Genomic DNA, 18,562 nt, shown 5'->3' with positions numbered 1-18,562 from the left:
ACGTACAAAGCGGGAGGCTACCCCGCCGGGGCGCCTCCCGCTTCGAAATTTCAAGGAAAGGTCCGGAAAATCCCTCTAGACCGGCATAATTATAAGGGAAGCCGGAAAAAGATGAAAGAGGAAAGGAAGCCGGATTGCGAGGCCACTTCGAGGGATTTCAACCCGGAGGTTCTTCCAACCCCTTGTATCCTTTATCTTTTCACTTTTCCCTCAGCCCCAACACATCCTGCATGTCGAATAGGCCCCGGTCGCGCTCCATCAGCCAACCGGCGGCCCGCACCGCGCCCTTGGCGAAGGTCATGCGGCTGGAGGCCTTGTGGGTGATCTCCACCCGCTCGCCGATGTCGGCGAACATGACGGTATGCTCGCCGACGATGTCGCCGGCGCGGATGGTCTCGAAACCGATGGTGCGCCGCTCCCGCTCACCGGTGTGGCCCTGGCGACCATAGACAGCCACCTCATCCAGATTGCGGCCCAGGGCTTCGGCCACCACCTCGCCCATGCGCAGGGCGGTGCCCGACGGGGCATCGACCTTGTGGCGGTGATGAGCCTCGATGATCTCGATGTCCACCTCGTCGCCCAGCACCCGGGCAGCCAGATCCAGCAGCTTGAAGCAGAGATTCACGCCCACGCTCATGTTGGGGGCGAAGACGATGCCGATGTCGTCGGCCGCCTCGCGGATGGCCTGTTTGCCGGCCGCGTCGAAACCGGTGGTGCCGATGACCATGCGGGTTCCCGCCTGCTGGCAGATCCGCAGATGTTCGAGGGTGGGTTCGGGCAGGGTGAAATCGATGAGCACGTCGACCTGCCTGAGGGCTTCGGCCAGGTCCTGCGTGACCGGCACGCCGATCTCCCCGATCCCGGCGATGGCCCCGGCGTCCGTCCCCAGCACCGGGCTGTCGGCCCGCTCGACGGCCGCGGTCACCCGCATGCCCGGCGTGTGATGAACGGCTTCCACCAGCGCCCGGCCCATGCGCCCGGAGGCGCCGGCGATTCCGATGTGGTTCATGTTGCTGTTTTCCCGGAATGTGTGTTGTGGTTGTGAGACGTTATTCTATCGCGGCGGGGGCGCTGCTCCTACCGATAATTTCCGGGACATTCGAGGGCAGCGATGTGCCGCAAGGACGACATCAGTCGTCGCGTTCGCGCCGGAACAGGCGACGCAGGGATTCGGCGTAGGATTTCTGCCGCGCCGCTTCCTTGGCGGCCTCCGCCGCCTGGCGTTCGGCTTCTTCCAGTTCCCGCAGGCGTTGCTGGCGTTCCGCCTCGACCTTTTCCCGGATCCGCTGTTTCTCTTCCTCGGAGATTTCCAGTTCCATCAGCTTGTCGGATTCCCGCAGAAGAAACTTGCCCAGCTTGTCGAGGAATTCATCCGTGACATGCCGGGCCTTGAGCACGTGACGGGTCGTACCCGCCTTGTCGATATTGCGCAGATACAGATTGATGGCCGTATTCTCCACATCTCCCTCAAGGCTGACATTGATGTTGATGGGGCCTTCCAGCACGAATTCGGTGGCGATCAGTTCGTAATCGTCGTCCTTGCGATCCTTGCGGTAGTACTTCAGCTTGTAGCGATCCAGCAATTCGGTCTGGCTCAGGATCCGTTCCTGCCCTTCCATCTCGAAACGCACTTTTTTGGGCAAGCTACAGACACAGCGGAGATTGATGCTCCGTATCTCCTCGGCATTGTCAATGGTGATCTTGTAATCGGATTGCAGGAATTCCAGTTCCCGGCCACCGGGCAGCAGGGGGTAACGCGCGACCGTACGGGGCTTGAGGTAGTTGAGGTGGTCGGCCAGTTCGCTCAGATAGCGATAGGCATCGAGCATGCGGGGGTGGATTTCCTCGCGGTAGGCCTCCAGGAGGCGCGCCTGCCGCGCCTTTTCCCGGGCCTCGCGGGCCTCGCGACTCTCTTTCTGGTTACGGAGATCATCGAGCAGTCCCATGCCGTTCTCCCTTACTCAGCGTGTTTCCATTGGGCCGGGGCGTTTCGTGGGTGTGCTGCGGAGCGTGCGCATCCTGCACACCGAGCCTGTGGCATTCTATCGCGGCGGGGGCGCCGCTCCTACTGTTGATTTTCGAATTACTGGCAGCCGGGGGGAAGCTGCGACCAAGGGGGTTTTCAGCCTTTCATGTCCTCGAAGAATTTTTTCACGCCGTCGAGCCAGGAGGAGGCGCGGGGGCTGTGGTGGACGCTGTCGGCGGCCATGGAGGCTTCGAACTCGCGCAGCAGTTCCTTCTGTTTCCTGGTGAGGTTGACGGGCGTTTCCACCACCACGCGGCAGATCAGATCGCCCACTTCCTGGCCGCGCACGGCCCTGACGCCCTTGCCGCGGAGGCGGAACTGCTTGCCGCTCTGGGTTTCCGGCGGGATCTTCAGTTTCACGCGGCCGTCGAGGGTGGGCACGTCCAGCTCGCCGCCGAGGGCGGCGGTGACCACCGAGATGGGCACTTCGCTGTAGAGATCGTTGCCACGGCGCTCGAAGATCTCGTGCGGGCGCACATGGATGTGCACGTAGAGATCGCCGGGCGGGCCGCCGTTCTCGCCGGCTTCCCCCTCTCCCGCCAGGCGGATCCGATCGCCGGTGTCGACGCCGGGGGGGATTTTCACCGAGAGGGTCTTGTGCTGTTCCACCCGGCCCTGGCCATGGCACTTGGGGCAGGGGGTTTCGATGATCTGCCCGCTGCCGTGACAGCGCGGACAGGTCTGCTGCAGGGAGAAGAAGCCCTGCTGCATGCGCACCTGGCCGTGGCCACCGCAGGTGGTGCAGGTCACCGGCCGGGTGCCCTTGCGGGCGCCGGTGCCACCGCATTCGTCACAGGTCACCAGGGTCGGCACCCGCACGTTGACGGTGGTTCCGCGCACCGCCTCTTCGAGGGTGAGTTCCAGGTTGTAGCGCAGATCGGCGCCCCGGTAGACCCGCTGGCCGCCCCGGCCGCCACCGCCCCCGAAGATGTCGCCGAACACGTCGCCGAAGATGTCGGAGAAACTGGCGCCGCCGAAGCCGCCGGCGCCGGCCGCGGCGCCCGGATCCACGCCGGCATGGCCGAACTGATCGTAGGCGGCGCGCTTCTGGGCGTCGGTGAGGATGTCGTGGGCCTCCTTGGCCTCCTTGAAGCGCTCCAGGGCTTCCTCGTCGTCCGGATTGCGATCCGGATGGTATTTCATGGCCAGACGCTTGAAGGCCTTCTTGATTTCGGCCTCGGTGGCGGTGCGGCTGACCCCGAGGATTTCGTAATAGTCACGCTTGGACATCGGCTGCTGTCAGGTTGCTGCGGCGAAACGGGCGTCATTGTGCCCGCCGGCCGCGTTCGGATCCAGATCGTTTCAAATGTCTCAAATCGTTTTGACGCGAGAGTACGTTTTCGCGGCTTGCGCCGCTCCTACAGGATAGGACCTGGCCAGGTTCGTTCAAGACAACGATGAGACGGTCATTAACGCGCAAGTGGCTGCGTGCTCCCGCACGCAGCCACTTGCCGGGCATAACGTTCTGATCGAACGTTACTTCTTGCTGTCGTCGACCTCCTCGAACTCGGCATCGACCACGTCGTCGTCGGTGCCCGTGGCCTGGCCGGAGGCCGCTTCCGCCCCGCCGGCACCACCGGCGGCCTGGGCGCCGCCCTGCTGCTGGGCGTAGAGGCGCTCGGCCATCTTGGCGGAGGCTTCGGAGAGGGCCTTGGTCCTGGCCTCGATGGCCTCCTTGTCGTCGCCCTTGATGACCTCTTCCAGATCCTTGATGGCGGCCTCGATCTTCGATTTCTCGTCGGCCTCCAGCTTGTCGCCCAGCTCGTCCATGGACTTGCGGGTGGCGTGGATCAGGGCGTCGGCCTGGTTGCGGACCTCGACCAGCTCGTGGAACTTCTTGTCCTCGGCGGCGTGGGCCTCGGCGTCCTTGATCATCTTCTCGATCTCTTCTTCGGACAGACCGGAAGAAGCTTTAATCACGATGGACTGCTCCTTGCCGGTGGCCTTGTCCTTGGCGGAGACGTGCAGGATGCCGTTGGCGTCGATGTCGAAGGTGACCTCGATCTGCGGCACGCCGCGGGGTGCCGGCGGAATGTCAGTGAGGTCGAAACGCCCCAGCGACTTGTTGGCGTCGGCACGCTCGCGCTCGCCCTGGAGGACGTGCACGGTCACGGCGGTCTGGTTGTCGTCCGCGGTCGAGAAGATCTGGGTGGCCTTGGTCGGAATGGTGGTGTTCTTCTCGATCAGCTTGGTCATCACGCCGCCCATGGTCTCGATCCCCAGCGACAGCGGGGTGACGTCGAGCAGCAGCACATCCTTGACCTCGCCACCGAGCACACCACCCTGGATGGCGGCGCCCACGGCCACGGCCTCGTCGGGGTTGACGTCCTTGCGCGGCTCCTTGCCGAAGAAGTCCTTCACCACCTCCTGGACCTTGGGCATGCGGGTCTGGCCGCCCACCAGGATCACGTCGTCCACGTCGGAGGCGGAGAGGCCGGCATCCTTGAGCGCGATCTTGCACGGCTCGATGGTACGGGCGATGAGGTCTTCCACCAGCGACTCGAACTTGGCGCGGGTGACCTTGATGTTCATGTGCTTGGGACCGGACGCATCAGCCGTGATGTACGGCAGGTTGACGTCGGTCTGGCTGGAGGAGGACAGCTCGATCTTGGCCTTCTCGGCGGCCTCCTTGAGGCGCTGCAGGGCCAGCGGGTCGTTGCGCAGATCGATGCCCTGCTCCTTCTTGAACTCGTCGACCAGGTAGTCGATCAGGCGCATGTCGAAGTCTTCCCCGCCGAGGAAGGTGTCCCCGTTGGTGGACAGCACCTCGATCTGGGATTCGCCGTCGATGTCGGCGATCTCGATGATGGAGATGTCGAAGGTCCCGCCACCGAGGTCGTACACGGCCACCTTGCGGTCACCGCCCTTCTTGTCCATGCCGTAGGCCAGGGCCGCGGCGGTGGGCTCGTTGATGATCCGCTTGACGTCGAGCCCGGCGATGCGGCCGGCGTCCTTGGTGGCCTGGCGCTGGGAGTCGTTGAAGTAGGCCGGGACGGTGATCACCGCTTCGGTGACTTCCTCGCCCAGGTAGTCCTCGGCGGTCTTCTTCATCTTCTGCAGCACGCGCGCGGAAATCTCCGGCGGGGCCATCTTCTTGCCGTCCACTTCCACCCAGGCGTCGCCGTTGTCGGCCTTGACGATCTTGTAGGGCACCATTTCGATGTCCTTCTGCACCTCGGCGTCGTCGAACTTGCGGCCGATCAGGCGCTTGATGGCGAACAGGGTCCGCTCCGGGTTGGTCACGGCCTGCCGCTTGGCGGGCGCGCCGACCAGCACCTCACCGTCGGCGGTGAAGGCCACGACGGACGGGGTGGTGCGATCCCCTTCACTGTTTTCGATGACCCTGGGCTTGCCGTTCTCCATGACGGCCACGCAGGAGTTGGTAGTGCCCAGGTCGATTCCGATGATTTTGCCCATGCCTTGTTTCTCCGGTTGGGGTTTGTCGTATTCGTGTTGGTACTTTTCTATAGCCCATCAATGGGGCCGGAACGGGCCGCTTCAAGCCTGTTCGTCGATTTTTCCGCCCTTTTCGGGGGCCGCTTCCGCTTTCCCGCCGCTGGCCGGCTTGGAGACCACCACCATGGCCGGGCGGATCAGGCGCTCGTTGAGGGTGTAGCCCTTCTGCATCACGTTCATGACCGTGTTGGGGGCGTGCTCGTCGCTCTCCTGGGTGGACATGGCCTGATGCAGCTCGGGATTGAAGGGCTCGCCGTGGGGGTGCACGGCCTCGATGCCGAACTTCTCGAGCACGTCCTGGAGCATCTTGAGCGTCAGCTCGGTGCCTTCACGGACCTTGTCGAGGGTGGCGTTCTCGGCCTGGGCGGCGGCCACGCCCATCTCCAGGCTGTCGACCACCGGCAGCAGCGCCTGGGCGAAACGCTCCAGGGCATACTTGCGGGCCTTCTCCAGCTCCTGTTCGTGGCGCCGGCGCATGTTCTCGATGTCGGCGCGGGCGCGCAGCAGGGCATCGTGTTCTTCCTCGGCCTTGCGCAGGGCCTCGTCGAGCTCCGCCTGCAGGGTCTCGAGACTGGGCGCCTCGTCGCTCGCCCCGCTCGGGCGCTCCTCGGCCCCGGCTTCCGGGGTGGGTTCTTGTTCGCTCATGTGGTTCCTGGACTCCATGGTCTGGGTTGGATTGGAAAACGGGATGTGGCGCCGATATGGGGCGTGATCAGGCCGGGCTCAAGAGGGAGCCGAGAATTTTCGCGGTCATGTCCACCACCGGGATGACCCGGTCGTAGGCCATGCGGGTGGGGCCGATGACCCCCAGCACGCCGATCACGTCCCCGTCGACCTTGTAGGGGGTGGTGACCAGGCTGCAGTCGCCGAGGGCCGAGTAGCCCGACTCCTCGCCGATGAAGATCTGCAGCCCTTCCGCCTCGATGGACTGATCGAGGATGTGCAGGATGTCCAGTTTGCGCTCGAAGGCCTCGAAGAGCTGGCGCAGCTTGTCCACGTCGGCCATCTCGGCGTAATTCATGAGGTTGGTGCCGCCGGCGATCACGCAGTCGCCCTCGCGGCGGCTGCGCACCACCTGGTCGGCCATGTCCACGGCGGTCTGCATCAGGGCCTGCATGTCGTCGCGGCTCTGCTGCATGCTCTCGATGATGCCGCTGCGGATGCTCTCCAGCTCGCGGCCGGCGAATTCGGCATTCAGATAGTTGGCCACCTGCTGCAGCTCGGCCGGGGTGAAGTCGCGCTGGGTGGTGATGATCCGGTTCTGGACCTCCTGGTCGTTGATGACCAGAATGACCAGCACCTTGCGCTCGGACAGGTGCAGGAACTCGATGTGCCGCAGCACCATCCGCTCCCGCCGCGGCAGCATGACCAGGCCGGCCAGGCGGGTCACCTCCGAGAGCAGGGAGGAGGCGGTGTCGATCACGTCTTCGGGATTCTGGCCGGCGGCCAGTTCTTCGCGAAAGCGGCTGATCGTCTCGGTATCGAGGGGCTGGACGGTGAGCAGGCGATCCACGAACAGGCGATAGCCCTGCACCGTGGGCACCCGGCCGGCCGAGGTGTGGGGCGAGGTGACCAGGCCCAGATTCTCCAGATCGGCCATCACGTTGCGGATCGTGGCCGGGCTGAGGTTCATGCCCGACTCCCGCGCCAGGGTGCGCGAACCCACGGGCTGACCCTCCTGGATGTAGCGTTCCACCAGGGTCTTGAGCAGCGTCAGGGCACGATCATTTATACTGGGCAGGTTCGTCACGGTACTTCCTGGATGGGGCGGGCTTTGCCCCCTTTCAAGGGCCCTTCTGGCACTCTTGCCATCGGAGTGCCAAAACGATAAAACGGTACCGGCCGGACACGACCCTGTCAAGCCGGGCCCCTTCCGCCGACAGGCCCACCAACCACCGGGACCATTCATGGACAACGCTTTCAACCGCATCGGCCTGATCGGCAAATATGGCGAAGCCGACGTTTCCGCCACCGTGCTCGATTTGAGCCGGATCCTGGAACAGCGGGGCTGCGAGGTGCTCCTCGACCAGCAGACCGCCAGCAACATCGCCAATCCCGGCCTGCCCACCGCCAGCCTGGCGGAAATGGGCGAACGCTGCGACCTGGTGATCACCGTGGGCGGCGACGGCACCCTGCTGAGCACCGCCCGCCAGATGGTGGATCACGACGTGCCGCTGCTGGGCGTCAACCTCGGCCGCCTGGGCTTTCTGGTGGACGTGCCGCCCATCAACATGGCCGAGAGCATCGGCGCCATCCTCGACGGCCAGTTCCAGGAGGAGCGCCGGCTGATGCTCGCCACCCGCATCGTGCACCACGCCGGCGGCGAGGACAGCGTGGGCGACGCCCTCAACGACGTGGTGGTGCACAAGTGGGAAGTGGCGCGGATGATCGAGACCGAGACCTTCATCAACGGCCGCTTCGTCAACACCATGCGCTCCGACGGCCTGATCATCTCCACCCCCACCGGTTCGACCGCCTACGCCCTGTCGGCCGGCGGCCCGATTCTGGAGCCGGATCTCAACGCCCTGCTGATCGTGCCCATCTGCCCCCACACCATGAGCTACCGCCCCATCCTCATCGACGGCGATTCGGAAATCGAGGTAATCGTGAAGGAGAATCCCCATTCCCATGCCCAGGTGACCTGCGACGGGCAGATCAACCTGGGCGTGGTCTCCGGCGACCGCATCCTGATTCGGCGCAAGGAGAAACCCATCCGCCTGCTGCACCCCTGCCAGCACGATCATTACGAAATCCTGCGCGCCAAGCTGCACTGGAGCGAACAGTACTGAGACCATGCTGACCCACATCCACATCTGGAACTTCGCCATCGTCGAGGGCCTGGATCTGCCGCTGGAGGGCGGCCTGACGGTGCTCACCGGCGAGACCGGCGCCGGCAAGTCGATCCTGCTCGATGCCCTGGGCCTGGCCCTGGGCGACCGGGCCGACAGCGGCGTGATCCGCCACGGCGCCGAGAAGGCCGAGATTTCCGTGACCTTCAGCACCGAGGATGCCCCCGAGGCCGAGGCCTGGCTGCGGGCACACGAGCTGGACAGCGCCGGGGAGTGCATCATCCGCCGGGTGATCAGCGCCGGCGGCAAATCGCGGGCCTTCATCAACGGCAAGCCCGCCCCCGCCGCCAGCCTGCGGGAGCTGGGCGAGATGCTGGTGGACCTGCACGGCCAGCACGAACACCAGTCGCTGCTGCGCCAGGACGCCCAGCGCCAGTTGCTGGACGATTTCGCCGGCCACGGCAAGCTGCTGGCGGAACTGGCGGACGCCTGGCAGGACTGGCGGCAGAAACAGACCGAGCTGGCGCGCCTGCGCCAGGCCGCCAGCGAACGGGACGACCGCCTGGAACTGCTGCGCTACCAGGTGCAGGAGCTGGAGGAGCTGGCCCTGGCCGAGGGCGAGCTGGCGGAACTGGAGGCCGAGCACCGGCGCCTGGCCAACGCCAGCGGCCTGCTGGAGACCGGCCAGCGGGTGCTGCTGACCCTGGACGGCGACGATCCGGCCTGCGCCGGCAACCTGCTGGCCAGCGCCCTGCACGACGTGGGCGAAATGAGCGAAACCGATCCGCAACTGGCCGGCGTCACCGAGCTGCTCGACAGCGCCGTGATCCAGGCCCGCGAGGCCGCCTCGGAGCTGCGCCGTTATCTGGACGGCCTGGAACTGGACCCGGAGCGCCTGGCCTGGCTCGAGGCGCGCCTGGCCAGCGTTCAGGATCTGGCCCGCAAGCACCATTGCGACCCGGGCGAACTGCCGGCCCTGCTGCCGCGCCTGCAGGCGGAACTGGCGGATCTGGAACAGGCGGAGGTGCGCGCCGGCAACCTGCAGGCGGAGGTGGATGCGGCCCTGGAAACCTACCGCAAACTGGCGCAGAAACTGGGCAAGAGCCGCCGCAGCGCAGCGCAGAAACTGGGCAAGGCGGTGACCGAGAGCATGCAGACGCTGGGCATGGAGGGGGGGCGCTTCGAGGTGAGCGTGTCGCCACTGGAGACGGACACCCCGGCCGCCACCGGCCTCGAGCGGATCGCCTTCCAGGTGAGCGCCAATCCCGGCCAGCCCCTGAAACCCCTGGCCAGGGTGGCCTCGGGCGGCGAGCTGTCACGGATCAGCTTGGCCATCCAGGTCATCACCGCCCGGAATTCACGCATCCCCACCCTGATCTTCGACGAGGTGGACGTGGGGATCGGCGGCCGGGTGGCGGAGATCGTCGGCCAGCTGCTGCGCACCCTGGGCGAGCAGCGCCAGGTGATCTGCGTCACCCACCTGCCCCAGGTGGCCGCCCTGGGTCATCATCATCTGCAGGTGCAAAAGACCGCCGAGCGGAACCGGACCCACAGCCACATCGCCGTCCTGGACCGGGAGGCCAGGGTGGACGAGCTGGCGCGCATGCTCGGCGGCATCGAAATCACCGAGCAGACCCGCTCCCATGCGCGGGAGATGATCGAGCGGGCGGGCACGCCAGGCACGCCGTAGGCGTGGAGGGACGAGGGACGAGGGACGAGGGACGAGGGACGAGGGACGAGGGACGAGGGACGAGGGACGAGGGAACGGATGTTGGGGGATCAACCGGAGATTGAAAACGCCGAATCTCAATATACTGTCAGGATTTTTCTCCCCGCAAACTTGCCTTTCCTCGTCCCTCGCCCCTCGTCCCTCGGCCCTGTCCTTTCTGGCAGTCGGGACAGACGCCGTAGATGTACAGGGCGTGATCGGTCATTTCGTAGCCCTTTTCCTCGGCGATCCGGTGCTGGCGCTCTTCGATGACCTCGTCCACGAATTCGTCCACCCGGCCGCAGCGGACGCAGACGATGTGGTCGTGATGCTCGCCGAGGTTGAGTTCGAAGACCGAATGGCCCTCGTCGAAGTGGTGACGGGTCACGAGCCCCGCCGACTCGAACTGGGTGAGCACCCGGTAGATGGTGGCCAGGCCCACCTCGTCACCCGCCTCGAGCAGGGCCTTGTAGACCTCCTCGGCACTCATGTGGCGCTGGTCGCTCTCTTCGAGAAACCTGAGGATTTTCAGGCGTGGCAGGGTGGCCTTGAGTCCGGCCCGTTTCAGATCCTGGCTTTCCATTTGGCTGGCCTCGCGTCGCTGTCGGACCCCGTCGGGATGGGGTACCATTCCGGGTACGACGATTATACCTGAGATTCGACTTCTAAATGCGAAATCTTCTCATTCCAGCTCTGTTGGCCGCCCTCCTCCTGCCCGCCTGCAGCATCTACCGGATCGACGTGCAGCAGGGCAACACCCTGGACACGAAAATCATCGCCCAGCTCAAGGAAGGCATGACCCGCAAGCAGGTGCGCTTCCTGATGGGCACGCCGCTCGTCCAGGATCCGTTCCACAAGAACCGCTGGGATTACGTCTACACCTTCAAGCCGGGCGGCGGCAAGCTGACCCGCCAGCATCTGACCGTCTTCTTCGAGGGAGACAGGGTGGCCCGGATCGACAAGCGCGCCCTGCGGGGCGGGACGGACGAGGTAGGAATGGGCTTCGATCCCGACTATCCACCGGTATCGCGGGAAGCCACGACTGGCGGTCACGCCCACTGACCGCCCCGGATCAGGTGTCGCCTGTGGCGGCCTCGCCGGCGGTGGTCTCCGCCTTTTTCTTCTCGGCCCGCTTGCGCCGCGCCGCCTTCGGATCGGCGATCAGGGGGCGATAGATCTCCACCCGATCCCGGTCCTGCAGCACCGTGTCCGGCTTCGCCAGCTTGCCGTAGATCCCGGTCTTGTTCTTTCCGCCCAGCTCGATGTCGGGAAACTCCTCCAGAATCCCGGAAAGGCGTATCGCCTCCTCCAGGGTGGTGCCGAGCGGCACCTCGAGCGGGATTTCCACCTGCCGATCCGGATCCGGCGCATAGGCCACTTCGATGGAAATGGTCTGTTTGTCAGCCATAGACGCGCTTCGCCCTTTCGATGAAGGCATCCACCAACGAGCCGGCGATGCGGTTGAAAATGGGGCCGAGGGTCGCGGACAGCAGGCGGCTGGCGAATTCGAACTCCATCTCCATGGCCACCTTGGAACCGGCCTCGCCCAGCGGCTGGAACATCCACACGCCCTGCAGGGCGCGAAACGGCCCTTCCAGCAGGCCCATCTCGATGCGCTCGTTCTCGATCAGGCGGTTGCGGGTGGTGAAGGACTTGTGCAGACCGCTGTAGGCGATGTCGAGCCGCGCCTCCACCAGTTCCCCTTCCCGCTTGAGCAGCTCCGCCCGGCCACACCAGGGCAGAAACTCCGGGTAGCGCTCGAAATCGGCCACCAGACGGTACATCTGCTCCACCGTGTAGGGGACCAGGGCGCTCTTGCGAACTTCGGTCATGGGATCATTCTACCAGAGCACACCTTCACCCCACCTAGATGATCTCGATGGCGTGCAGGAAGACGACGAGCACGGCCGCCGGGGTCACGAAACGCACCAGCGCCAGCCACAGCTTGTAGGCCAGGCCGTCACCCAGCTCCAGCTCGTCGCGGCTGGCCTCGGTGCGCATCACCCAGCCGGCGAACAGGGCGATCAGCAGTCCGCCCAGCGGCAGCATGATGTTGGCGGTGAGATAGTCGAGCAGATCGAAGATCGTCTTGTCCCTGAAGGTTTCGAACCCGGTGATCAGATGCACGTCGGACCAGACGTTGAAGGAAAACACGGTCAGCAGGCCAACCGCCCAGCAGGCGATGCCCATGATCACCGAGGCCTTGAGCCGGTCCATGCCGTGGTTCTCCACCAGCCAGGTCACCGCCGGCTCGATGAGCGAGATGCTCGAACTCCAGGCGGCGAAGGTCAGCAGAATGAAGAACAGGGTGCCGAAAAAGCCCCCCCAGGGCATGTGGCCGAACGCCAGCGGCAGGCTCTGGAACAGCAGCCCCGGCCCCGCCCCCGGTTCCAGGCCGTTGGCGAACACGATGGGAAAGATCACCATCCCCGCCAGCAGGGCTACCAGGGTATCGGCGCCGGCGATGAAGAAGGTGGTGCGGGCGATGGAAGTATGGGAGGGCAGGTAGGAGCCATAGACCATGATCGCCCCCATGCCGAGGCTGAGGGTGAAGAAGGCGTGCCCCAGGGCCGTGAGCACCGGCCCCGGATTCCAGATCTTCGCCCCGTCCTCGCCCACCTTGAACAGCAGGGCATCGAAATCGGGCTTGAACAGGAAGCTCACGCCCCGGGCGAAACCGTCGGTACTCAGCGCATACCCCAGCAGAACCAGCAGGATGATGAACAGCCCCGGCATCATGAACTTGACCGCCTTCTCCAGCCCTCCCCGCACGCCGCGGGCCACCACCAGCATGGTCATCACCATGAACAGGGTGTGCCAGAATAGCAGCCCTTCCGGATCGGCGAGGAAACTCTGGAAAATGTGGGCCACGCCGTCCGCCGTCTGGCCGTCGAAGGTGCCCACGGCGGTGCGGAACACGTAGGCCAGGGCCCAGCCGGCGATCACCGAGTAATAGGACAGGATCAGGAAGCCCGCCAGCACCCCCAGCCAGCCCAGCCAGGCCCAGTGGCCCGGGGCGCCGGCCTCCAGGGCCAGGGTGCGCATGGTGTTCATGGGGCTCTGGCGGCCCCGGCGGCCGAGCATGATCTCCGCCATCATGATGGGAATGCCGATGATGGCGATGCACACCAGGTACACCAGCACGAAGGCGCCCCCGCCGTTCTCGCCGGTGATGTAGGGAAATTTCCAGATGTTCCCCAGCCCCACCGCCGAGCCGGTGGCCGCCAGAATGAAGGCCCAGCGGGAAGACCACTGGCCGTGCACCGATTCGCGAATCTCGCTCATGTCCTCTTCCTGTCGTGGTTCCGGGAGCCCCGCCCCTGCGCCGGGCACAAACCCCGCCATTTTGTGGAAAAGCCGCCGCCGGCTCAAGCCCCCATGCCGAATCGGGCCGGGAGCCGGGTATAATGCCGGCATGGGCAAAGCAAAGAAGAAAACCAAACCCGCCGGCAGCACCATCGCCCTCAACAAGAAATCCCGCCACGACTACACCCTCGGCGAACGTTTCGAGGCCGGGCTGGTGCTGGAAGGCTGGGAAGTGAAAAGCCTGCGCGAGGGACGGGTCCAGCTGCGGGATGCCTATGTCCTGCTCAAGGACGGCGAGGCCTGGCTGCTGGGCGCCCTGATCACCCCCCTGCCCACCGCCTCCACCCACATTCAGCCCGATCCCACCCGCACCCGCAAGCTGCTGCTGCACCGGGAGGAACTCAACAAGCTGATCGGCGCCGTGGAGCGCAAGGGCTATGCTCTCATTCCCACCGCCATGTACTGGAAGAACGGCCGCGCCAAGCTGGAGATCGCCCTGGCCAAGGGCAAGCAGACCCACGACAAGCGCGCCACCGCCCGCGAGCGCGACTGGCAGCGCGACAAACAGCGCCTGCTCAAGGGCAGCCGCCGCTAAACCCCGCCACCCGCTCCCAGCCAGGCCCAGAATCCCCAAATCCCCCGAACTTTACGCTAGAATGAATGTCTCAAGGGATTGAACACCAAGGGGGCGACATGGCTTCGACGCAGGTCGCGAAACCGGAGGTGCATGCCGAGGGGCAGAGAACCTCGTAAATCCAGCTGCACATTAATATAGTTGCCAACGACGACAACTACGCACTCGCCGCTTAAAACCCGGTAGGGTGCCCTCTGGCCGGTACCGTGCCTGTGCGGTCCGGATCCCAGGGGTCATCTTTCACAGGATCGCGCCAAGGTTCGTCCGGGACCGCGGCGTTAAAACCTTACCGGACTCGCTGGCCGCTTTCCCTGCCCGTCGGGTAACGGCCAGTCAAATCAATAGACGCGGCTAAGCATGTAGAGCCGAAGGCGGAGGACCTGCGGACGCGGGTTCGATCAACACGGGTCGCCTCTGCCCGCAAGGGTAGAGTGAAAACGGGGCTCACATCGGTGAAACCTAAAGCGGCGCAAGCCGTCATGGCAATACCGAGGGGTAGGAAGAGGGCCAACCTCAGGCCTGCCCTGTAGAGACTCATAGACCGGCTGAATCCACCAGGATGGAGCCGGCACTAGGATTCATCGCAACACTGCGCGGTGGATAACACGCCCCGCATCCTGCTCCGGCAGGATGAAGGTATAGTCCAGCCCATATCGAAAGATGTGGAATCGCTGTCCCGCCGCCTCCACCAATCCGTACCCCTGGCCATCCGGCCAGGGGTTTTATTAATCGTCTCATCATTGTTTTGACCGAAATTGCCAGGTGCTATCCTGTAGGAGCGGCGCAAGCCGCGAAGAGAAACGTTTTCGCGGCTTGCGCCGCTCCTGCATTAAACAATTCACGTCAAGACAATTTTGAGACAACCAATACAGTCTCACACGGCAGCGGAAGCTGGAACGACAGGGAATGGTTGGTTACCGGATCGTCAATACCCTCTGCACGGCCGATGCAGCCTATATTGCCGGTCTGATCGACGGCGAAGGCACGATCACCCTCACGCGCAAGCATCGAAATGAAAATCACCAGCTCGCCCTGACCATCAGCAACACCGATCACTCGTTACTGCAGTATGTTCTCCAGACCGTTGGCGCGGGAAAAATCACCAGCAAGCGCACCACCCGATGTCATCACACCCCCAGCCATACCTACGCACTATACAACCGACAGGCGCTGACCCTCCTGGCACAACTGTTTCCCTATCTGCGAACGTACAAGGTCAGACGTGCTGCCATCATTCTCAAAGACTATGTTCGTCTCACCAAACGGAATGGAAAATATACGGCGGAACAACGGAGGGAGAGAGAAGAATTTGTCAGACGAGTGATGGCGATCCGCCCACACTCCGGCTGACAGAGCAGAACAGGCCAATCTTTCCCTTCACGTCAGGCTATTGAAAACACAAGGCTTTTCAATGATAAGAAAAGCCAGACGGGCCAATCCCCTGCAACTTGTGTCGTAGAAGCCCTTCTCCCACCTGTTTATACTCATTCCAATCTCTCAGCGGTATTCCGACCATGCGCTCCCCTGCCCTGCATCTCCCCCTCGAAGACGACTATGCCCGCAAGCTGGAAGGCTTTCACGTGCCCTGGAAAGGGGACGAGGTGCCCTCGCCGCGGATTCTGCTGTTCAACGCGGAACTGGCGGGGGAACTGGGGCTGCCGGGCGAGCTGGAGTCGAGCGAGGGGGCGCAGCTTCTTTGTGGCGCGAGCGTGCCGGCCGGGGCGCGGCCGGTGGCGATGGCCTACGCCGGGCACCAGTTCGGGCAGTTCGCGCCGCAACTTGGCGACGGGCGGGCCCTGTTGCTGGGCGAGATCCGCGATCCCGCCGGCAAATTGCGCGATCTGCATCTGAAAGGCTCGGGGCCGACGCCCTTCTCCCGTGCCGGGGATGGCAAGGCGGCGCTGGGGCCGGTGCTGCGGGAGTACCTGATGGGCGAGGCGATGCACGCGCTGGGGATCCCCACTACACGGGCCCTGGCGGCGGTGCTCACGGGCGAGCCCGTGTACCGGGAATCCCCCCAGCCCGGCGCGGTGCTGGCCCGGGTCGCGGCGAGCCACCTGCGGGTGGGCAGCCTCGAATTCGCCGCCGCGCGCGGACGGGTGGCCGATCTGCGGCGGCTGGCCGATTACGCCATCAGCCGCCACGATCCGGATCTGGCCGACCGCCCGGACAGGTACCTGGCCTTCCTCGAGCGGGTAGCCGAGCGGCAGGCGCAACTCGTGGCCCGCTGGATGCGCGCAGGTTTCGTGCACGGGGTGATGAACACGGACAACGTAACCCTCTCGGGCGAGACCATCGACTACGGCCCCTGCGCCTTCGTCGACCGCTACGCGCCGGACACCGTGTTCAGCTCCATCGATCGGGACGGTCGCTATGCGTTCGGCAATCAGCCCGCCATTCTGGTCTGGAATCTCGCCCGCCTGGCCGAAGCGCTGTTGCCGCTGATCGACGAGGATTCCCGGCGGGCCGTGGAGCGGGCCAGCGAGGTGATCCGGGCCGTGCCGGAACGCTATCGCCACCACTGGCTGGCCGGCATGCGGCAGAAACTCGGGCTGACGACGGCAGAGGACGAAGACGCGGCGCTGATCGACGATCTGCTGGAGCGCATGCACCGCGGTGGCGCGGATTACACGCTCGCCTTCCGGAACCTGTCTGATGTGTTGCGGGGCGCGAACGGCCCGTTTCTGGATCTGTTCAGCCACCCCCGGCAAGCCCGTGACTGGCTCGAACGCTGGCAGGCGCGGCTGGCCCGGGAGCCGCAGACGGCAGAGGCGCGGGCCGCCGCCATGGATGGGGTCAACCCCCTGTACATTCCGCGCAACCACCTGGTGGAAGCGGCATTGTCGGCGGCCGTGGAAGGGGATCTGGCGCCGTTCCGGCGTCTTCTCGCCGTCGTCCGCCAGCCGTTCACCGTGCAGCCGGAGGCGGACGCCCATGCCAGCCCCCCGCCGGACGATTTCGGCCCCTTCGTGACCTATTGCGGGACCTGACCATCGGTTTCGACTTCCACCCGGTTCCTGCCCGCCTGCTTGGCCCGGTACATGGCGGCATCGGCCCGCTTGAGCGCCTCTGCCCAGGGCAACTCCCCGGGCCGGGCCACCCACAGCACGCCGATACTGGCCGTCACCCCGTGAGGTACCGATTCCGGCAGCAGTGATGTCAGATCCAGGCGCGCCACTTCTTCCCGAATCCGCTCGGCCACCTGTCGGGCTTCTGCTTCCGATACCCCTGGCAACAGCAGGGTGAACTCCTCACCACCATAACGACCGACGCAATCCCCTTCCCGGCGGGTGTGCCGCCGCAAGACCTCTGCGATCCGCCGCAGGCATTCGTCCCCCACCTGGTGACCCGCCCGATCGTTGAGCGCCTTGAAATGATCGAGATCGAGGAACAGCAGCGCAACCGGCCTCGCAGCCTGCCCTGCCTGCGCCCACACGCTGGCCAGGTTGTCATCGAAGGCCTTGCGGGTCGCGACACCGGTCAGCCCGTCCTGTCGGGACAACCGTTCCAGCAGCCGGCTGCGCAGGTAGTCCCGGCGGCGATAGCGGTCGAGGAGGAAATTGGCCAACAGGCCGAACAGGGCAGCCGTGGTGGTGTCGAACATGCCGACGAAGGATGCCAACTCGTGGGGATCCAGCGCCGGTCGGATAGCCACGTAAGCCGCCAGCAACACGATGGCACTGATCAGCGCATAGGGGAACCGCATGGGCAGGACCACGCACCCGAACAACAATACCAGTACCAGTCCCTGATAATAATGGGTGTGCATGACCATATTGAAAGCGGTGATGCCAAAACCGACGATGAGGATCATCGCCAGCAGGATGCGCTGAAAGGCGCTTTCTGTTCGCAGACGGGGCAGCACGAGAAGACAAGCCAGGACCAGGGGCAACACCACCCCGAACCGTATCCGCCACAAAACCGGGGCATACGCCGGGAATGCGAGCTTGTCGAGGATCCCGTAGGCCGCGAACAGCAGCGCCCCAAGGGCCACGGCCAGCGTTGCCGGCCGTTGCCATTCGGCCAGCAGGTGCTGCCGGTAGTCCTTCTCCAGCCGCCCCCGAAAACCCAGCCGCCACGCCGGCCGGGCCAGCAGGCGGTGAATCTCGTCCGGATCAGGCAATGTCATGTCCGCAGTGCGCCGGCACCTGTCAAGCCGGCCGGGTTTTCGTGGCGCCGAAGCATGCAGGTGGCATATGGGTTCCAGTCCATTTACACAATATCGGTTTTCGTGACGTTTTCTGAAGTGTTGAGCGGAACCCAACGGGCTGTTGCGAGGCATGGAGGCATCGCCATTTTCAGTGACGCCAGGTCATTGAAAATGCGAGGGAACGGGAAACCGCGTTTTCCATTCCCGCCTTGAAAAAGCCCAGGGAGGGGATTTTCCACATCCTGTCAGTAATGCGGGGGTGGCTCGTCCACCGGAGCGACGGCGGCGCGGGCGATGGCCTGGGCAAGCTGTTGCTCGAGCCGCGCCACGGTTGCCTGCAGTTCGGCGATCCGCTGCTGCTGGGTGGCCAGCTCGGCATTGAGGGATTCCAGGGTGCTGTCCTGAAAAGCCAGACGGCTTTCCAGTGCTTCGAGACGTTGTTCAATGGGGGACATGATGGCCTCCCGGCGTGCACGGCGGATCATTTTCGCCC

Annotated in this window: 18 protein-coding genes and 1 other RNA gene; 7 read left to right on the top strand and 12 right to left on the bottom strand. The window is 64.7% G+C overall.

What is annotated here, in order from left to right; translation table 11 throughout:
* Positions 1-199: 199 nt before the first annotated feature.
* The 6 genes from dapB to hrcA all read right to left on the bottom strand — a co-directional run bounded on the left by dapB (position 200) and on the right by hrcA (position 7,232).
* Positions 200-1,009, bottom strand: coding sequence for a 4-hydroxy-tetrahydrodipicolinate reductase (dapB, locus tag ACZ5BH_RS11450; protein ID WP_464889397.1), 810 nt, complete (start codon positions 1,007-1,009; stop codon positions 200-202).
* Positions 1,010-1,130: 121 nt separating this feature from the next.
* Positions 1,131-1,946 carry a hypothetical protein gene (locus ACZ5BH_RS11445; RefSeq protein WP_464889396.1) on the bottom strand — a complete coding sequence of 272 codons (816 nt, stop codon included), beginning with the start codon at positions 1,944-1,946 and terminating at the stop codon, positions 1,131-1,133.
* A gap of 176 nt (positions 1,947-2,122) precedes the next feature.
* Positions 2,123-3,256: a molecular chaperone DnaJ gene (dnaJ, locus tag ACZ5BH_RS11440; protein WP_464889395.1), complete on the bottom strand. Its 1,134-nt coding sequence runs from the start codon at positions 3,254-3,256 to the stop codon at positions 2,123-2,125.
* 246 nt (positions 3,257-3,502) lie between these two features.
* Positions 3,503-5,443, bottom strand: a complete 1,941-nt coding sequence (gene dnaK / locus ACZ5BH_RS11435) for a molecular chaperone DnaK (protein ID WP_464889394.1) — start codon at positions 5,441-5,443, stop codon at positions 3,503-3,505.
* Positions 5,444-5,524: 81 nt separating this feature from the next.
* Positions 5,525-6,127: a nucleotide exchange factor GrpE gene (gene grpE / locus ACZ5BH_RS11430; protein WP_464889393.1), complete on the bottom strand. Its 603-nt coding sequence runs from the start codon at positions 6,125-6,127 to the stop codon at positions 5,525-5,527.
* A 67-nt stretch (positions 6,128-6,194) separates the two neighbouring features.
* Positions 6,195-7,232 carry a heat-inducible transcriptional repressor HrcA gene (hrcA, locus tag ACZ5BH_RS11425; protein ID WP_464889392.1) on the bottom strand — a complete coding sequence of 346 codons (1,038 nt, stop codon included), beginning with the start codon at positions 7,230-7,232 and terminating at the stop codon, positions 6,195-6,197.
* A gap of 157 nt (positions 7,233-7,389) precedes the next feature.
* On the opposite strand from hrcA, the gene ACZ5BH_RS11420 reads away from it, so the two are divergent.
* Both ACZ5BH_RS11420 and recN read left to right on the top strand, forming a co-directional pair.
* The gene (locus ACZ5BH_RS11420; protein ID WP_464889391.1) at positions 7,390-8,271 is read left to right on the top strand and encodes an NAD(+) kinase; all 882 of its coding nucleotides are present in this window, start codon (positions 7,390-7,392) and stop codon (positions 8,269-8,271) included.
* Between the two features lie 4 nt (positions 8,272-8,275).
* Positions 8,276-9,961, top strand: coding sequence for a DNA repair protein RecN (recN, locus tag ACZ5BH_RS11415; RefSeq protein ID WP_464889390.1), 1,686 nt, complete (start codon positions 8,276-8,278; stop codon positions 9,959-9,961).
* Positions 9,962-10,088: 127 nt separating this feature from the next.
* Here the strand turns inward: recN and fur are convergent, their stop codons facing one another.
* On the bottom strand, positions 10,089-10,562 hold the full coding sequence (fur, locus tag ACZ5BH_RS11410) for a ferric iron uptake transcriptional regulator (RefSeq protein ID WP_464889389.1): 474 nt from the start codon (positions 10,560-10,562) through the stop codon (positions 10,089-10,091).
* Positions 10,563-10,675: 113 nt separating this feature from the next.
* On the opposite strand from fur, the gene ACZ5BH_RS11405 reads away from it, so the two are divergent.
* The gene (locus ACZ5BH_RS11405) at positions 10,676-11,041 is read left to right on the top strand and encodes an outer membrane protein assembly factor BamE (protein WP_464889388.1); all 366 of its coding nucleotides are present in this window, start codon (positions 10,676-10,678) and stop codon (positions 11,039-11,041) included.
* A 10-nt stretch (positions 11,042-11,051) separates the two neighbouring features.
* Here ACZ5BH_RS11405 and ACZ5BH_RS11400 read toward each other — a convergent pair whose 3' ends face one another.
* The 3 genes from ACZ5BH_RS11400 to ACZ5BH_RS11390 are packed head-to-tail and all read right to left on the bottom strand — an operon-like array spanning position 11,052 to position 13,264.
* The gene (locus ACZ5BH_RS11400; protein ID WP_464889387.1) at positions 11,052-11,387 is read right to left on the bottom strand and encodes an RnfH family protein; all 336 of its coding nucleotides are present in this window, start codon (positions 11,385-11,387) and stop codon (positions 11,052-11,054) included.
* A complete protein-coding gene (locus ACZ5BH_RS11395) occupies positions 11,380-11,811 on the bottom strand; it encodes a type II toxin-antitoxin system RatA family toxin (protein WP_464889386.1) in 432 nt (143 codons plus the stop codon). The genes ACZ5BH_RS11400 and ACZ5BH_RS11395 overlap by 8 nt, the downstream gene beginning before the upstream one ends.
* Before the next feature lie 34 nt (positions 11,812-11,845).
* Positions 11,846-13,264, bottom strand: coding sequence for a sodium-dependent transporter (locus ACZ5BH_RS11390; protein ID WP_464889385.1), 1,419 nt, complete (start codon positions 13,262-13,264; stop codon positions 11,846-11,848).
* Between the two features lie 130 nt (positions 13,265-13,394).
* Here ACZ5BH_RS11390 and smpB point away from each other — a divergent pair, with 130 nt between their 5' ends.
* The 4 genes from smpB to ACZ5BH_RS11370 all read left to right on the top strand — a co-directional run bounded on the left by smpB (position 13,395) and on the right by ACZ5BH_RS11370 (position 16,909).
* Positions 13,395-13,880, top strand: a complete 486-nt coding sequence (gene smpB / locus ACZ5BH_RS11385; RefSeq protein ID WP_464889384.1) for an SsrA-binding protein SmpB — start codon at positions 13,395-13,397, stop codon at positions 13,878-13,880.
* A 97-nt stretch (positions 13,881-13,977) separates the two neighbouring features.
* Positions 13,978-14,320, top strand: a transfer-messenger RNA (tmRNA) gene (ssrA, locus tag ACZ5BH_RS11380).
* 505 nt (positions 14,321-14,825) lie between these two features.
* Positions 14,826-15,269, top strand: a complete 444-nt coding sequence (locus ACZ5BH_RS11375; RefSeq protein ID WP_464889383.1) for an LAGLIDADG family homing endonuclease — start codon at positions 14,826-14,828, stop codon at positions 15,267-15,269.
* A gap of 164 nt (positions 15,270-15,433) precedes the next feature.
* On the top strand, positions 15,434-16,909 hold the full coding sequence (locus ACZ5BH_RS11370; RefSeq protein ID WP_464889382.1) for a protein adenylyltransferase SelO: 1,476 nt from the start codon (positions 15,434-15,436) through the stop codon (positions 16,907-16,909).
* Here ACZ5BH_RS11370 and ACZ5BH_RS11365 read toward each other — a convergent pair.
* Positions 16,894-18,048 (bottom strand): GGDEF domain-containing protein, encoded by a 1,155-nt coding sequence (locus ACZ5BH_RS11365; protein ID WP_464889381.1) that lies wholly within the window; start codon positions 18,046-18,048, stop codon positions 16,894-16,896. The two genes, ACZ5BH_RS11370 and ACZ5BH_RS11365, sit on opposite strands and share 16 nt — an antisense overlap.
* Positions 18,049-18,314: 266 nt before the next feature.
* Positions 18,315-18,524 carry a SlyX family protein gene (locus ACZ5BH_RS11360; protein ID WP_464889380.1) on the bottom strand — a complete coding sequence of 70 codons (210 nt, stop codon included), beginning with the start codon at positions 18,522-18,524 and terminating at the stop codon, positions 18,315-18,317.
* Between the last annotated feature and the right edge of the window lie 38 nt (positions 18,525-18,562).

It is taken from the genome of Thioprofundum lithotrophicum, from assembly GCF_055387065.1.
This window is presented reverse-complemented; position numbering and strand designations above follow the sequence as displayed.

What these genes read in the sequence shown, in the direction of transcription:
- dapB (WP_464889397.1), bottom strand. Translation starts at nt 1,009, where the DNA reads ATGAACCACATCGGAATCGCCGGCGCCTCCGGGCGCATGGGCCGGGCG.
- ACZ5BH_RS11445 (WP_464889396.1), bottom strand. Translation starts at nt 1,946, where the DNA reads ATGGGACTGCTCGATGATCTCCGTAACCAGAAAGAGAGTCGCGAGGCC.
- dnaJ (WP_464889395.1), bottom strand. Translation starts at nt 3,256, where the DNA reads ATGTCCAAGCGTGACTATTACGAAATCCTCGGGGTCAGCCGCACCGCC.
- dnaK (WP_464889394.1), bottom strand. Translation starts at nt 5,443, where the DNA reads ATGGGCAAAATCATCGGAATCGACCTGGGCACTACCAACTCCTGCGTG.
- grpE (WP_464889393.1), bottom strand. Translation starts at nt 6,127, where the DNA reads ATGAGCGAACAAGAACCCACCCCGGAAGCCGGGGCCGAGGAGCGCCCG.
- ACZ5BH_RS11420 (WP_464889391.1), top strand. Translation starts at nt 7,390, where the DNA reads ATGGACAACGCTTTCAACCGCATCGGCCTGATCGGCAAATATGGCGAA.
- recN (WP_464889390.1), top strand. Translation starts at nt 8,276, where the DNA reads ATGCTGACCCACATCCACATCTGGAACTTCGCCATCGTCGAGGGCCTG.
- fur (WP_464889389.1), bottom strand. Translation starts at nt 10,562, where the DNA reads ATGGAAAGCCAGGATCTGAAACGGGCCGGACTCAAGGCCACCCTGCCA.
- ACZ5BH_RS11400 (WP_464889387.1), bottom strand. Translation starts at nt 11,387, where the DNA reads ATGGCTGACAAACAGACCATTTCCATCGAAGTGGCCTATGCGCCGGAT.
- ACZ5BH_RS11395 (WP_464889386.1), bottom strand. Translation starts at nt 11,811, where the DNA reads ATGACCGAAGTTCGCAAGAGCGCCCTGGTCCCCTACACGGTGGAGCAG.
- ACZ5BH_RS11390 (WP_464889385.1), bottom strand. Translation starts at nt 13,264, where the DNA reads ATGAGCGAGATTCGCGAATCGGTGCACGGCCAGTGGTCTTCCCGCTGG.
- smpB (WP_464889384.1), top strand. Translation starts at nt 13,395, where the DNA reads ATGGGCAAAGCAAAGAAGAAAACCAAACCCGCCGGCAGCACCATCGCC.
- ACZ5BH_RS11375 (WP_464889383.1), top strand. Translation starts at nt 14,826, where the DNA reads ATGGTTGGTTACCGGATCGTCAATACCCTCTGCACGGCCGATGCAGCC.
- ACZ5BH_RS11370 (WP_464889382.1), top strand. Translation starts at nt 15,434, where the DNA reads ATGCGCTCCCCTGCCCTGCATCTCCCCCTCGAAGACGACTATGCCCGC.
- ACZ5BH_RS11365 (WP_464889381.1), bottom strand. Translation starts at nt 18,048, where the DNA reads ATGACATTGCCTGATCCGGACGAGATTCACCGCCTGCTGGCCCGGCCG.
- ACZ5BH_RS11360 (WP_464889380.1), bottom strand. Translation starts at nt 18,524, where the DNA reads ATGTCCCCCATTGAACAACGTCTCGAAGCACTGGAAAGCCGTCTGGCT.